The sequence below is a fragment of the Flavobacterium zhoui genome (assembly GCF_042787235.1).
Classification (GTDB): domain Bacteria; phylum Bacteroidota; class Bacteroidia; order Flavobacteriales; family Flavobacteriaceae; genus Flavobacterium; species Flavobacterium zhoui.
Genome location: NZ_JBHZPY010000003.1, coordinates 141,546 through 156,097, shown reverse-complemented (window position 1 = coordinate 156,097; position 14,552 = coordinate 141,546). Strand labels below are relative to the sequence as shown.

At 33.0% G+C, this 14,552-nt stretch carries 15 protein-coding genes; 11 read left to right on the top strand and 4 right to left on the bottom strand.

All coding sequences use genetic code 11. The annotated features are described in order from the left end of the window. Window positions 1-9 precede the first annotated feature (9 nt). From ACFX5F_RS05380 to ACFX5F_RS05345, 8 genes are all read left to right on the top strand, one after another. Window positions 10-1,110 (top strand): BT_3928 family protein, encoded by a 1,101-nt coding sequence (locus ACFX5F_RS05380; protein ID WP_379850650.1) that lies wholly within the window; start codon window positions 10-12, stop codon window positions 1,108-1,110. Between the two features lie 265 nt (window positions 1,111-1,375). Beyond that, window positions 1,376-1,873: a TlpA family protein disulfide reductase gene (locus tag ACFX5F_RS05375; RefSeq protein WP_379850648.1), complete on the top strand. Its 498-nt coding sequence runs from the start codon at window positions 1,376-1,378 to the stop codon at window positions 1,871-1,873. Window positions 1,874-1,945: 72 nt separating this feature from the next. Then, a complete protein-coding gene (tpiA, locus tag ACFX5F_RS05370; RefSeq protein ID WP_379850646.1) occupies window positions 1,946-2,698 on the top strand; it encodes a triose-phosphate isomerase in 753 nt (250 codons plus the stop codon). A 109-nt stretch (window positions 2,699-2,807) separates the two neighbouring features. Further along, complete coding sequence (gene prmA / locus ACFX5F_RS05365) at window positions 2,808-3,668, top strand: 50S ribosomal protein L11 methyltransferase (protein ID WP_379850645.1); 861 nt, start codon at window positions 2,808-2,810, stop codon at window positions 3,666-3,668. An 11-nt stretch (window positions 3,669-3,679) separates the two neighbouring features. Then, on the top strand, window positions 3,680-4,039 hold the full coding sequence (locus ACFX5F_RS05360; RefSeq protein WP_379850643.1) for a class I SAM-dependent methyltransferase: 360 nt from the start codon (window positions 3,680-3,682) through the stop codon (window positions 4,037-4,039). Window positions 4,040-4,328: 289 nt separating this feature from the next. Then, window positions 4,329-4,604, top strand: a complete 276-nt coding sequence (locus ACFX5F_RS05355; protein WP_379850641.1) for an ATP-dependent Clp protease adaptor ClpS — start codon at window positions 4,329-4,331, stop codon at window positions 4,602-4,604. 310 nt (window positions 4,605-4,914) lie between these two features. Further along, entirely contained in the window at window positions 4,915-6,162 is a 1,248-nt protein-coding gene (locus tag ACFX5F_RS05350) for a sterol desaturase family protein (protein ID WP_379850639.1), read from the top strand. Window positions 6,163-6,195: 33 nt separating this feature from the next. Next, a complete protein-coding gene (locus ACFX5F_RS05345) occupies window positions 6,196-6,867 on the top strand; it encodes a lysoplasmalogenase (protein WP_379850637.1) in 672 nt (223 codons plus the stop codon). Between the two features lie 46 nt (window positions 6,868-6,913). Here the strand turns inward: ACFX5F_RS05345 and ACFX5F_RS05340 are convergent, their stop codons facing one another. After that, window positions 6,914-7,327 (bottom strand): DUF6691 family protein, encoded by a 414-nt coding sequence (locus ACFX5F_RS05340; protein WP_379850635.1) that lies wholly within the window; start codon window positions 7,325-7,327, stop codon window positions 6,914-6,916. A gap of 3 nt (window positions 7,328-7,330) precedes the next feature. Further along, on the bottom strand, window positions 7,331-7,888 hold the full coding sequence (locus ACFX5F_RS05335; RefSeq protein WP_379850633.1) for a YeeE/YedE family protein: 558 nt from the start codon (window positions 7,886-7,888) through the stop codon (window positions 7,331-7,333). 193 nt (window positions 7,889-8,081) lie between these two features. Between ACFX5F_RS05335 and ACFX5F_RS05330 the strand changes: the two genes are divergently transcribed. The 3 genes from ACFX5F_RS05330 to ACFX5F_RS05320 all read left to right on the top strand — a co-directional run bounded on the left by ACFX5F_RS05330 (window position 8,082) and on the right by ACFX5F_RS05320 (window position 10,866). Further along, the gene (locus tag ACFX5F_RS05330; RefSeq protein WP_379850631.1) at window positions 8,082-8,534 is read left to right on the top strand and encodes a 2-dehydro-3-deoxyphosphooctonate aldolase; all 453 of its coding nucleotides are present in this window, start codon (window positions 8,082-8,084) and stop codon (window positions 8,532-8,534) included. A 155-nt stretch (window positions 8,535-8,689) separates the two neighbouring features. Next, window positions 8,690-9,508, top strand: coding sequence for a 3-deoxy-8-phosphooctulonate synthase (gene kdsA / locus ACFX5F_RS05325; protein WP_379850629.1), 819 nt, complete (start codon window positions 8,690-8,692; stop codon window positions 9,506-9,508). A gap of 266 nt (window positions 9,509-9,774) precedes the next feature. After that, window positions 9,775-10,866 (top strand): PAS domain-containing sensor histidine kinase, encoded by a 1,092-nt coding sequence (locus tag ACFX5F_RS05320; RefSeq protein WP_379850627.1) that lies wholly within the window; start codon window positions 9,775-9,777, stop codon window positions 10,864-10,866. Between the two features lie 39 nt (window positions 10,867-10,905). Here ACFX5F_RS05320 and ACFX5F_RS05315 read toward each other — a convergent pair whose 3' ends face one another. Together ACFX5F_RS05315 and ACFX5F_RS05310 are read right to left on the bottom strand one after the other, a co-directional pair. After that, window positions 10,906-12,297 carry a M20/M25/M40 family metallo-hydrolase gene (locus ACFX5F_RS05315; RefSeq protein WP_379850625.1) on the bottom strand — a complete coding sequence of 464 codons (1,392 nt, stop codon included), beginning with the start codon at window positions 12,295-12,297 and terminating at the stop codon, window positions 10,906-10,908. A gap of 141 nt (window positions 12,298-12,438) precedes the next feature. Beyond that, window positions 12,439-14,535 carry a glycoside hydrolase family 97 protein gene (locus ACFX5F_RS05310; protein WP_379850623.1) on the bottom strand — a complete coding sequence of 699 codons (2,097 nt, stop codon included), beginning with the start codon at window positions 14,533-14,535 and terminating at the stop codon, window positions 12,439-12,441. Between the last annotated feature and the right edge of the window lie 17 nt (window positions 14,536-14,552).

Here is a 14,552-nt window from a genome sequence, read left to right as displayed (position 1 = left end):
AATAAAACTATGAAAAATATATTTACTCAGTTCTCGCGGATTTTCGTTGGATTATTATTTATTATTTCAGGATTAATAAAACTGAATGATCCTATTGGTTTTTCTTATAAACTGGCGGAGTATTTCAGCGAACCGGTTTTTAACATGCCCTTTTTTGTGCCATTTGCATTAGCAATAGCTTTATTTTTAGTTACTCTTGAAGTTGTGTTGGGTGTAATGTTACTCATTGGTTACAAATCAAAATTTACGATTAACAGTTTGTTATTATTGATTGTTCTTTTCACATTCTTAACCTTTTATTCTGCTTACTTTGACGTAGTAAAAGATTGTGGTTGTTTTGGTGATGCTCTGCATTTAACCCCTTGGCAATCCTTTACCAAAGATGTGGTTTTGTTATTTTTTATACTGATTCTATCTTTTAATAAAAAATTGGTTAAACCGTTATTTGGAAATACTATTCAAAATATTTTGGCCTTTGCAAGTATAGTTTTATGTGCATTTATGGGATATTGGGTTATCAACCATTTGCCACTGAAAGATTTTCGTCCGTATAAAGTAGGGACTAATATCCAAAAAGGGATGCGAATTCCAGATGGCGCTCCAAAAAGTGTAGTCGAAATGGTGTTTGTCTATAAAGTAAATGGTGTTGACACCGAATTTACCGAAAAGGATTTGATGAAAATCCCAGCTGGAGCCACTTTTGTAGATAGAAAAGACAAAGTAATTACAGAAGGTTACATCCCTCCTATACATGATTTTGCGATGGAAAAAGACGGATTAGATTATAAAGGTGAATTTTTACAAGAACCAAAATTGGTTATCATGGTATCTTATGATTTAATTCATGCTGACAAAGCAGGCTTAATGAAACTCGAAAAATTAAACTTGGAAGCAAAAGTAAAAGGCTACAAAGTAATAGGTATGACGGCTTCAACCCCAGAGGATATCGAAAAGGTAAAAAAACAATTTGGATTCACTTTTGATTTTTATTTCTGTGATGCAATCGCTTTGAAAACAATCGAAAGAGCAAATCCAAGCATTGTAGTTCTAGAGCACGGAACTATTCTTCAAAAAGTACATTATAATGACATTTCAGATTTGAAATTTTAATATTTTTTAAAGTCTAAGGTTTAAAGTTATAAACACTTTAAACCTTAGACTTTTCTTCTTTTGACTCAAGAAACATTTAGGGAATAAGTGCTTTTTGAGTTTTCAATAAAAAAAACGTTTACAAATTGCATTTTAAATTTATTGAAGTCAAATTTTTATTAACTATAACGATATTATATTTGGATTTTTGATTTCTGCTTTCAAAAATTGTAATTCTATATATCTCTTTCCATTTCTTTGTTTAACTTTACTAAAATTAAAAAAAATGAAAAAAATATTCGCTTTATTCATAGCTTTCGTTGCGATTTCTTGCACGAATGCACAACAAAAAACAGCCTTTTCAAAAGAAGCTTTATCAGAAACATTATTAGCAACCAATGATAGCCAAGTTGCTTTTAAAGATATCTTAAAAAAATACAAAGGCAAAACTTTGGTAGTGGAAGTTTGGGCTTCTTGGTGTGGCGACTGTGTAAAAGCAATGCCAAAAATTAAAGAATTACAAGCAAATAATCCAGATGTGGCCTACGTATTCATTTCAATGGACAAAGCTGCAGATAAATGGAAAACAGGTATTGAAAAACACGAATTAAAAGGAGAACATTTCATGGCGAATGATCAAATGAAAGGTGTATTTGGAAAAGCGATTGATTTAGATTGGATTCCTAGATATATAATTATTGACAAAACAGGGCAAATTGTTCTATATCGTGCAATAGAGACGGATTTTGACAAAATAAATGAAACTTTAAAAAAATTGAAATAATAGTCCGTCGACGATTATTTTGATGACATAAACAGCGAAAAAACTAAAACTAAATAAAAAACACTAACTAAAATGAGAAAGAAGATTGTAGCAGGAAACTGGAAAATGCATAAAAATGCAGAACAAACTGAAGATCTACTGAATGAGCTAATCGCTAAAATACCAACAGATACAAACGCACAAGTTGTAGTAGCCCCTACTTTTGTGAACTTGGCTTCTGCTGTTGATCATTTAGAATTTACGAATATTGACGTTGCTGCACAAAATATGCATGAAGCAGAAAGTGGCGCTTTTACAGGTGAGATTTCTGCAGATATGTTACAAAGTGTAGGCGTAAACACTGTTATTCTTGGACATTCTGAACGCAGAGCAATTTTTAATGAAACTGATGCTTTAATCGCCAGTAAAGTAAATACAGCGCTGGAGCATGATATGACTGTTATTTTCTGTTTTGGAGAAGAATTGAAAGACCGTCACTCTAAAAATCATTTTAATATTGTTGAGAATCAATTGAAAGATGGTTTATTCAGTATTGAAGCTTCAGATTGGAAAAATATTGTTTTAGCATATGAACCAGTATGGGCAATTGGAACAGGTGAAACTGCTTCACCGGAGCAAGCGCAAGAAATGCACGAATTCATCAGAGAAACAGTTCGTAAAGCTTTTGGAAGTGATATCGCAGAGGATGTGTCTATCCTATATGGCGGAAGTGTAAAACCAGAAAATGCAAAAGAAATTTTCTCTAAACCAGATGTTGACGGGGGTCTTATTGGTGGAGCTGCACTAAAAGCAGATGATTTTGTAGCAATTGTAAACGCTATTTAGAAAAATAAATAAATTTGAAAAAGAGGTTTGAAAGTATTCAAACCTCTTTTTTTTTGGTTTTCATTATTCAATGGAAATAGATAATACTACCTTTGCAAAAAAAATAAACATGTCAAACATTTATATAGGCTACCATTTTACTATCGAGCCAAAAGACTCGAGCGATAGCGAACAGGCGAAGCAATTGGGTTCAGAAATATTAATTGCCGAATTGGGAGAAAAAGCATTTGAAAGTTTTACAGAAACTGAAACTGGAATATCTGCTTTTGTTCAAAAGGATTTATGGGATGAAAATATTCTTGATAATATCTATATTTTACAATCTGAGGAATTTAAAATCGAATATACTTTTGAAGAAATCGAACAAGTAAATTGGAATGAGGAATGGGAAAAGAATTTTGAAGCAATAGATGTGGAAGGGAACTGTCATATCCGTGCGCCTTTTCATCCAAAAACTGATGCCGAATTTGACATTCTAATTGAACCAAAAATGAGTTTTGGAACGGGTCATCATGAGACCACGCATATGATGGTTCAACATTTATTAGAAATAGATATTACCGGAATGAAAACCCTTGATATGGGTTGTGGAACAGCAATATTGGCTATTCTTGCAGAAATGAAAGGAGCACAACCAATTGACGCCATCGATATTGACAACTGGTGTTATTTGAATTCAATAGAAAATGCAGAACGCAATAAATGTAAACATATTACAGTTTATGAAGGAGATGCATCATTATTGACAGGTAAAAAATACGATTTGATTATCGCGAATATCAATCGAAATATTTTGTTGAACGACATGCAAAGTTATGTGGATTGTTTAAATGACAAAGGAACCTTGCTTTTAAGCGGTTTCTACGTTGAGGACATCCCATTTATCGATGCTTCTTGCACCGAAAAAGGTTTAACTTATGTTAAAAAATTAGAAAGAAACAATTGGGTTTCATTAAAATACGTAATTTAGCAGTAACTTTTATGGACACTAACAGAAGAAATCATTGGGACATTGTTTATGAAAAAAAACTACCCAACGAAGTAAGCTGGACACAAGAAAATCCTAAGACCTCCGTTGATTTTATCCGAGAAAATAATTTAGATAAATCGGCGAAAATTATTGACATAGGAGGTGGCGACAGTAGACTCATTGATTATTTATTGGAAGAAGGTTACGAAAATTTAACTGTTTTAGACATTTCATCAAAAGCATTAGAACGAGCAAAAACTCGTCTAGGAAATAAAGTAACAAAGTTACTTGGATCGTTTCAGATATCACTGAATTTATACCCAATAGCCATTACGATATTTGGCATGACCGGGCAACATTTCACTTTTTGACCACGGAGGATCAAATAAATAAATATATTGCAATTGCTCAAAACTGGATTACAGGATTTTCAATTGTAGGAACCTTTTCTGATAAAAGACCTACTAAATGTAGCGGTCTTGAGATAAAACAATATACAAAAACAGCTCTTGAGAACCAATTTAACAGCAATTTTGAAAAGGTGGAATGTAGTAATGAAGACCATAAAACGCCCTTTGAAACAATACAGAATTTTATATTTTGTATGTTTAGGAAAAAATAAATCAACTGTATTTTTATTTAAACCCAAATTATGTAAAAATGAGTACTAAAGAAAAAGTAAGAGAAAAAGTTAGCAAAAAAGAAGTAACATCTATTAACAACGAAATAGTCGTATATAATGATGATGTAAATACTTTTGATCACGTAATAGACACACTAATACGTGTTTGTCAACATACCGCAGAACAGGCGGAACAATGTTCTTTAATAGTACATTATAATGGAAAATGTACCGTAAAAACTGGTCCCTATGATAAGCTGAAGCCGCAATGCACACAACTACTTGAAGCGGGATTGAGTGCTGAAATAGTTTAATTATTGGTTTTAATGCCATATAAAAATTATTAATTCAAAATTCCAAGTTTAAAATTCGTTGAAAACATCGAGAATTAAGCTTGGAATTTTCGATTTTGAGCTTTAAACTTCAGTATTTTTTTGATTACTGTGAAAAGCAAACTTTTGAAAATATTTTTTCACAACAAAGACCAATTTATTTAAAAAGGGCAACTTCTTTTATTTTTATCAAAATCTAATTGTCCAATATTATACCGTATAAATAAATTATTTACAATACCCCTAAAAAATTTACAGTTTTATTATATATTTGAAAAAATAATAAGAGTAAATGGAAGAATACGGTAAAATTTTAGTTTTTGTGATGCCCATTTTTTTAATTTTAATCCTGTTAGAAAAACTATACGGGCACTACAAGGGAGAAAATACATCTCCTAATATGGATTCTATTTCTAGCGTAAGTTCAGGAATGGTAAATTCCGTTAAAGACGTTTTGGGCCTAAGTATTACTCTAATATCGTATGATTGGATTGCTTCAAAAATTGCCATATTCCATTTAGAGGCTACTACTATCGCTTATATTGTTGGTTTTATAGCTATTGATTTTTACGGATATTGGAGCCATCGTTTGTCTCATCAAATTAATTTTTTGTGGAATAAACATGCCATTCATCATAGCAGTGAAGAGTTTAACTTAGCTTGTGCTTTACGTCAGCCTGTATCAAGTTTCGTCAACTTATTTACCTTTTTATTGATTCCCGCAGCACTTTTGGGCGTTCCATCAAAAGTCATTTCTATTACGCTTCCTATCCATTTGTTTCTACAATTTTGGTATCATACGAAACACATAAAAAAAATTGGTTTTCTTGAAAACATTCTTGTTTCGCCTTCTCATCACAGGGTACATCATGCTATAAATCCAGAATATATGGATAAAAACCACTCTCAGATATTTATAATTTGGGACAAGTTATTTGGAACTTTTCAAGAAGAATTAGAAACGGTTCCTCCTGTTTTTGGCATAACTAGGCCAGCCAAAACATGGAATCCAATTCGGATTAACTTTCAACATTTGAGTTTATTGATTACTGATGCCTGGCGTGCGGAAAATTGGAAAGATAAATTTACCATTTGGTTTAAACCAACGGGGTGGCGTCCTGAAAATTTTGAAGAAAAATATCCCGTACATAAAATTACAAATGTTTATGATTTTGCAAAATATGGTACAAATCATTCCACAAAATTAATGGTTTGGTCCATGACTCAAGCCTTAATCACCTTATTATTTATCACCTATCTTTATAATTCTATTGCAATAATTGGTTTGCCAAATGTATTTGTATATGGCGCTTTCATCTTTGTTACTGTTTATAGTTATACGGAATTGATGGACACAAGGAAGATCTCAATATTCTGGGAAAGCATACGATTTATTTTTGGCATTGGGATTATTTCATTTTTTGGTGACTGGTTTGGTATGAATCAACTATTCCCTTATGCCAATTATATCATTATCGGATATCTTACGTTATCCTTAATAGCCTCCCTCTACTTTGTCAGTGTGAATTTCGAAAAATAAACAGTAGTTGTAGCATAATCTTAAAAACATTTCATGAGAAGTACCTTATCATTCAAAGCCTATATTGCAATTAGTTTCGTTTATCTTTTATTAATTATTATGGGCAGAGAAGACATATCTTGGTTTATAAAACCATTTTTGATACCTTTTCTTTTTCTTGCCGTTTATTCTTGCGGAGATTTCCCTTCTAAAAAATTCCTTTTAACAGCTTTAGTATTTTCTTGGATTGGAGATGTTGTTTTACTTTTTGCTGATAAAGGTGAATTGTATTTTATAATCGGATTGGTTTCTTTTTTATTATCTCACATTGCTTATATCTTATTATTCAGCAAACAATTACGAATATATTCAAATAGAAACAAGGCCATATTTTGGGCAGGCATCACTGCAATTATAGTCTACCTAATGGTAATGCTTGCTATTTTATTACCAAGACTGGGTTATCTAAAAATTCCTGTTATTGTGTATGCAATCGTTTTATCTACGATGCTTTTAGTTGCTTTTAAAGGGTATTTAAAATGGAACGGTCCCGCAAATATCTATATTTTATTAGGAGCAGTTATTTTTGTTTGTTCCGATAGCATACTGGCTTTTAATAAGTTTTACGAACCTCTTAAATTCAGTTCTCTACTAATTATGTCCACTTATATCACCGCTCAATATTTAATCGTTGTTGGTATTTTAAAATTAAACAAAAAAAAATAGCACTCTCTTTTTTGAAAATGCTATTTTGAATAACGCTTTAGGATGATTAATGAGGTAGTTTATCCTTGAATAATCCATATATAAAAGTTCCTAACAAAGCACCGAAAAAGATGATTAGGACACTCCAAAAACCAGCGCCAAGAAGAATGAATATGGGCCCGGGACAAGAACCTACAAGTGCCCAACCCAGTCCGAAAAATATTCCGCCAATCCAATAACGGGTAGAACCTTTTTCTTTGTCCTGAATTTCTATTGGTTGCCCTTTTATGTCCTTTATATTGTTTCTTTTTATAAGTTGAATACCAATGACTCCTGTAGCAATTGCCACAGAAATAATTCCGTACATGTGAAACGATTGAAATTGAAACATTTCATAAATTCGATACCACGAAACTGCTTCTGATTTGGTGAGCACAATTCCAAAAACAAGTCCTACAAGTAAATATTTTAATACGTTCATATTCTAAAAAATTAATGGTAATAAAAAATGCGCCATAATTAACCCTCCAATAAAAAATCCGATAACGGCTTTCAGTGACGGAAGCTGTAAATTACTCAATCCTGATATGGCATGACCTGAAGTACAGCCACCTGCATAACGGGTTCCAAATCCGATTAGAATTCCACCAATTAATAGAATAAGAATGCTTTTTGGAGATTGCCAAATTTGGCTTCCAAAGAGTGCATCCGGCATCAGCTTTCCGTTTGGAGCATCGATTCCTAATTGTGCTAACTGGGCAATAGTTTTTGGGTTTATACCAACATTTGAAGGATCACTCATAAAATGAACTGCTACAAAACCACCCAACATTGCACCTAAAACAACCACTAAATTCCAGCGCTGTGATTTCCAGTCAAAATTAAAAAAAGAAACATATTTCCCTGCTCCTGCCATAGAACACAACGAACGCAGATTAGATGACATTCCGAATGCTTTCCCGAAATAAATCAGACAGAGCATAATCATTCCTATTAAAAACCCGGAAACATACCAAGGCCAAGTTTGAAAAATAATATTCATATTGTTTATTTTTTTACAAAAATAAGGATTCTGCTTTTTAAAAATATCACAATTAAGGTACAATTCTTGTTATAAGTAGCGAAACCGTTTGAAGTTCTGTTTATATTTGTGGTTAAATTAGTGTTTACTATTTTTAATAGGAATAAAAAACAAAATATGCCTTGCTTCAAAAAGTAAGTAAATAAAGAAATATATGAAAAAAACGGTCCTTTTTATCGCTTTGGCAATTGTCACTGCATCTTGTGTAAGCAGTAAATCTACTTTGAAAAATGTAGATGATAACGCCCCTGTTCTCACATTATCTCAAAACAATACTTTCATAATTACGGAATACAGCAAGGACAAAAAATATGGTTATGATCAAGATTACCCCATCAATATTTTTTACCGAACTACTATAGATGACTCCATTAATCAAGAACGGTTTTTAAATGCTTTAGCAGGGCCAAAAGGCGAAATAATCAATTATACAAAATTAGAAAGCTGTTGTCCTTTCCCAACCAAAAGAACCGATTTGGGTGCTGGTTTTCTAGACGTTTATGAATTAAAATGGAATGGTCAAAAAAAACCTGTAAAACTCTATTTGAACATTTACGAGAAAGGAATTTTAATGGTGCCTGTTGGTCTAAGTTTAAAGAAAAATTAAATTATAAACGAGCCCCCTAGCCCTGATAGAAGTGAAAATCCTTTAATTTTTTTCTCTAAAAAAATAAAAGATTGTAACGGATAGCAGGAAATAGCTTCAAAAAAATACTAAATCATATTTTCTAATTACCTTTGCACTTTCAAAAAACAACTACTATGAACATACATACTATTCCACAAATCAAGCATACTGAAAGTGGTAATTTCTTTCTTCTGGCAGGACCTTGTGCCATAGAAGGAGAAGAAATGGCAATGCGTATTGCCGAAAAATTAATTGGCATCACTGATAAATTAGAAATTCCTTTTGTTTTTAAAGGTTCATTTAAGAAAGCGAATCGCTCGAGAATTGACAGTTTTTCTGGAATTGGAGATGAGAAAGCATTGAAAATCTTGGAAAAAGTATCAAAAACTTTTGGGGTTCCTACTGTAACGGATATTCATACCAATGAAGATGCCGAAATGGCTGCGCAATACGTTGATGTGCTTCAAATTCCAGCATTTCTTGTTCGTCAAACTGATTTAGTGGTGGCTGCTGCCAATACTGGAAAAGTGGTAAACCTGAAAAAAGGGCAGTTTATGAGTCCTGAAAGCATGAAACATGCGGTACAGAAAGTATTGGATTGTAACAATCAAAATGTAATGGTTACGGATCGTGGAACTATGTTTGGGTACCAAGATATGATTGTTGATTTTAGAGGTATCCCTACCATGCAACAATATGCGACTACAGTTCTGGATGTAACACATTCGCTACAACAACCCAACCAAACGGCTGGGGTAACAGGAGGAAGACCAGATATGATCGAGACTATTGCCAAAGCAGGAATTGCTGTTGGCGTTGATGGGATTTTTATAGAAACACATTTTGATCCCGCTAATGCAAAAAGTGACGGGGCTAATATGTTGCATTTAGACTACTTTGAAAATTTAATGACCAAATTAGTGGCTATCAGAAAAACTGTAAATCAGTTTTAAATTTAGTTATAAAAGCACATTGAACCATTTTATGTTCAACTGAAATATATGGGAGGCTGCCTGTAAAATGACAGCCTCTTTTTGTTTAACCCATTTTTTATTTAAATGATAGTGATACGTTTTACTTTAATTATAAATTTGCTTATATCATTGCTTTATTATAAATAATTATTAGCTAAATTTGAAATAATGTTTTTTTCTAAAATTAAACATTTCATAAAATTTGTATTGATCTAAAACCCCAATAAAAACAACTTTTAAATTCAATGACTATAAAAAAAGCAAATCCTGATCCAGACGGGACCTATCACTTTGATAATTTTTTTAATATCTCCGCTGATTTTATTTGTATTGCTGGGTTTGACGGTTATTTCAAGAGAATAAATCCCGCCGTTTCAAAAGCTTTAGGTTATTCAGAAGAGGAATTGTATGCTAATCCCATAAGTAGTTTTGTTTATGCGCCAGACCTTAAAATTACATTAGAAACGAGGGAACAAGTATACAAAAACAAGCCGCTTTTAAATTTTGAAAATCGATATTTAACCAAAAATGGAGCCATTGTCTGGTTATCATGGACCTCAATGCCTGTGGAGTCCGAAAAATTAGTTTATGCGATTGCCAAGAACATTACCCATAAAAAAAGAATTGAAGAAGAGCGCAACTTACTTCTTAGCAATCTTACGCAAATTAATAGGGAACTTACCGTTTTATCACACAAAACCTCCCACGATTTAAAATCTCCCATTAACAATATGCTTTCCGTTTTTAGTCTCATCGATGTTTCTAAAATCAATGACCCGGAAACATTGGAATTAATTAATATTCTTAAATTAACCAGTGAAAACTTAAAACAAACTTTAAACAGCTCAATTGATGAACTTATTGAAAATGAGAGTATAAATGCTCATGTAGTAGAATTGAATTTAAGTGAATCACTCAATGAAGTACTTATGTCCATAAATTCCTTGGTACGTGATTCAAAAGCAGTTATTAATGTTGATTTTTCAGTTTTTGAGAATATTAATTTTAATAAAGCCTATATGAAAAGTATTTTTTTGAATTTATTAACCAATTCGATTAAATATGCAAAACCACATCATGTACCTGTTATTACTATACAATCTAAAACAGTCAATGGAGTCAAACAATTAATTTTCTCAGATGAAGGACTTGGTTTCGATATGGATAAAGTGAAAGATAAGATTTTTGGATTGTATGAAAAATTCCACACTAACATTGATAGTAATGGTATAGGACTGTATCTAGTTTACAATCACATCACCAGTTTAGGTGGTCGAATTGCAGTTGAAAGTAAAATAAATGAAGGTGCTAAATTCACAATATCTTTTAAATACTGAGAATTTAGCATTCATAATGGACGTTATAACTTCTCATTGTTAAATTTTAGACTTAACAACCTCGATCCCACTTTGATCTATTAAGTACATTAGCGAAGCCATTGTTGCCGCTCCTAATTCTAATTCTCTTTTATTGACAGCATCAAATGTATCATTCAAGGCATGGTGATAATCAAAATAACGTTGGGAATCTGGTTTTAAACCTGCTTTCACAAGCGTTTTAGAAGTCAATGGTCCAATATCTGAACCAGCATGTCCTTTTACAAAACTATGGATTAAATACGGTTCAAAAAGATCTTTCCATCCTAGAATTTTATTAAAATTAACATCATCACTTTCTAAAGAAAAACCTCTGGGACTGAACCCACCTGAGTCACTTTCTAATGCAAAAATGTGGTTTTCTTTGTTGGCTTGAGCCAATTCTTCGTATTTTTTTCCGCCTTTACCCCCGTTTTCCTCATTCATAAAAAGTACAACACGGATTGTGTTTTTCGGTTTATAACCCAAGTTTTTAAAAATATTTACGACCTCCATACTTTGAACCACTCCTGCTCCATCATCATGAGAACCATCGGCTAAATCCCAAGAATCAAGATGCCCACCAACAACCATAATGTTTTCTGGATGTTCACTTCCTTTTATCTCTCCTATGACATTATAGGATAAAACATCATCCATTTGTTTACAGGATTGTTTAAAATAGAATTTTAATTTGGGATTACTTTTTAATTTTTTGCTCAATAATTCCGCTCCGTTTGTACTAATAGCGGCAACCGGAATGTATTGTGATTTTGGAATATCGCCATAACTCTGTGCTCCTGTATGAGGAAAATCATCCAATCGAAGATTCATAGATCGTACAATCGTACCCAAAGCACCAAATTTTGAAGCTTCTTTGGCTCCTGTAAATCTTTGGTCTACACAGCCACTATAAGCATTAAATGTTTCTATTTGTTCATTTTCCATCGGTCGGTTGAAAAAAACTATTTTCCCTTTAATTTTAGCTCCTAAAGCTTCTAATTCTGTTATGCTGTGCACTTCAATTACTTCAGCGGTAAGTCCGTTTTTTGCGGTAGCAACAGAACCTCCCAATGCACAAATAGGCACATTTATTTTAGTATTATTGTCTTGAATGAAAGCAGTTTCTTTTTCGCCACGAACCCATTTTGGCACCATCACTTCCTGAAGATAAACCCGGTCAAGCCCTAATATTTCCAATTGTGTTTTGGTATACTGAACCGCTTTCTCCGCGCTGGCCGAACCTGATAAACGAGAACCTATTTTATTGGATAAGTAATCCAACCAAGAATAGCATTTTGAGTTGGTTAATGATGATTTGTAAATTTCTTTTAACGTTTGCTCCTCTTTAGTTTGTGCAAAAAGAGTAATTCCATTCAAAAATAATACTGCCAGAAATGTTGCTTTTCTCATAAGGTGATAGATTGTGATTCAAAAATTTTGCTAACTTTTAATTATTTATTTGCATCGCAAGTTCGACATTCCTGCATAATTATATATTAAAAAATCAAAAAAAATCCTGCAAGATTTTAGATACTTGCAGGATTTGATAATTTAGTTAATTGGCTCAAAACTTATTGCTGTCCCTCCGCCTGGTGCCAAATTCAAATTAATTTTCGATTTGCTTGTTACAAGCATCGTTTTAATTTTGTAAGCGATAGGGTTATTCTTCCAATCAGCATCTTTTGCATCTTCATAAATAATCGCTTTATACTTTTTTCCTTTGGTAAGAAAATCTAATTTTATTTCCGATTTTCTAGCATTTTCATCTGTGATTGCTCCTAGAAACCAAGATTCTTTACCTTTTGCTTTTCTCGCAATTGTTAAATAATCCCCTGGTTCCGCCTGTAAATATGTACTGTCATCCCAATCTACTGCTACGTCTTTGATAAACTGAAAAGCATCTGGATATTTTTCATAATTTTCAAGTAAATCAGCTGCCATTTGAATTGGAGAATACATTGTTACGTACAAAGCCAGCTGTTTTGCTAATGTTGTATGAACTTGCTCTGTTTTATTTTTGTCATAATAACTCATTTTTATTTCAAAAATTCCAGGCGTATAATCCATTGGCCCACCCAAAAGTCTTGTAAATGGTAAGATTGTTTCGTGCATAGGTGGATTTCCTATACTCCACGCATTAAATTCAGTCCCACGAGCGGCTTCGGCAGCAACATAATTTGGATACGTTCTTCCGTAACCTGTGGGATGTGATGATTCATGTGAGTTAATCATTAATTTATAATCGGCTGCACGTCTGGCAACAAAATTGAAGTGATTTACCATAGTTTGTCCATCATGAAATTCTCCTCTTGGTATAATTTTACCTACATAGCCCGTTTTTACCGCAGGGTAATCATATTTAACCATATTCTCGAAAGCACGGTCCAAATGGCGCTCATAATTAGCAACAGAACCTGATGTTTCATGATGCATAATCATTTTCACGTTTTTTAATTTGGCGTAAGCCGAAAGAGCCGCAATATCAAAATCCGGATAAGGTGTAGTGAAATCAAAAACTTCTTCCTTCCAATTTCCGTTCCAATCTTCCCAACCTACATTCCAACCTTCTACCAATACGCCATCAAAACCATTTTTGGCTGCAAAATCGATATATCTTTTGGTGTTCTCCGTCGTTGCGCCATGCTTTCCTGAAGCTTTTGGTGCGTCGGCAAAATTAGTTGCATTTTGTGACCCTGCATAATCCCAAGTTGATTTTCCTACGTGCATTTCCCACCAAATCCCCACATATTTCATTGGTTTTATCCATGAAGTGTCATCAATTTTAGAAGGCTCATTTAAGTTTAAAATCATTTTAGACCCTACGATATCTCGGGCATCATTACTTATCATAATAGTTCGCCAAGGTGATACGCAAGGCGTTTGCAAATAAGCTTTGTCTCCAATGGCGTTAGGCACCAATTGAGCTGTTAATTTGTAATTGTTGACATCTACATTCAAATGCATTACAGGATAGTTCACAACTGCAGCCTCAAAAATATTAACATACAAACCCGTCGGAGATTTCATCATCAAAGGTGTTTGTACCATATATTTTCCAGGAATGGATTTCACACCAATACCATTATTCATGTTTATTTTAGAGTTGTCAATTTCTGAAAGCTTCGTTTCATTATACTCATATTCATTACTGTCAAAATCTCCTGGAATCCAGAACACTTTGTTATTTTCTGTCAAATTAAATTGAGTAACCTCATCGGAAATAATGAAATAATTCAAATCCGCTTGTTTTGGAAAATCATATCTGAACGCTACTCCCTCATCAAAAGCTCTGAAAATGATATTCATTTTTACATGTGTTTCTTTTTGAACAAGAGAAACAGTAAGCTCATTGTAATGATTAACAATATTAGATTGCTCTCCTAAAACTGGTTTCCAAGATTCATTGAAAGTTGCCGTTTTTGAACCAACAATTTCAAATTTAACATCTAAAGCCGGTTTATCCTTTAATTTTATTCCCAAAGCACTTTCCAAAACGACCGCTTTGCTTTTGTAATTTACCGAATAAGTTGGCTGACCATCTCCTGCTAATTTAAAATCAACCGAAATTTTACCGGAAGGAGACTGAACGCTTTGGGCACTCAACATACTCATGGTAAAGGCAAGTAAAACTGATAATAATTCTTTCATTTTGAATGTTTTTTTGA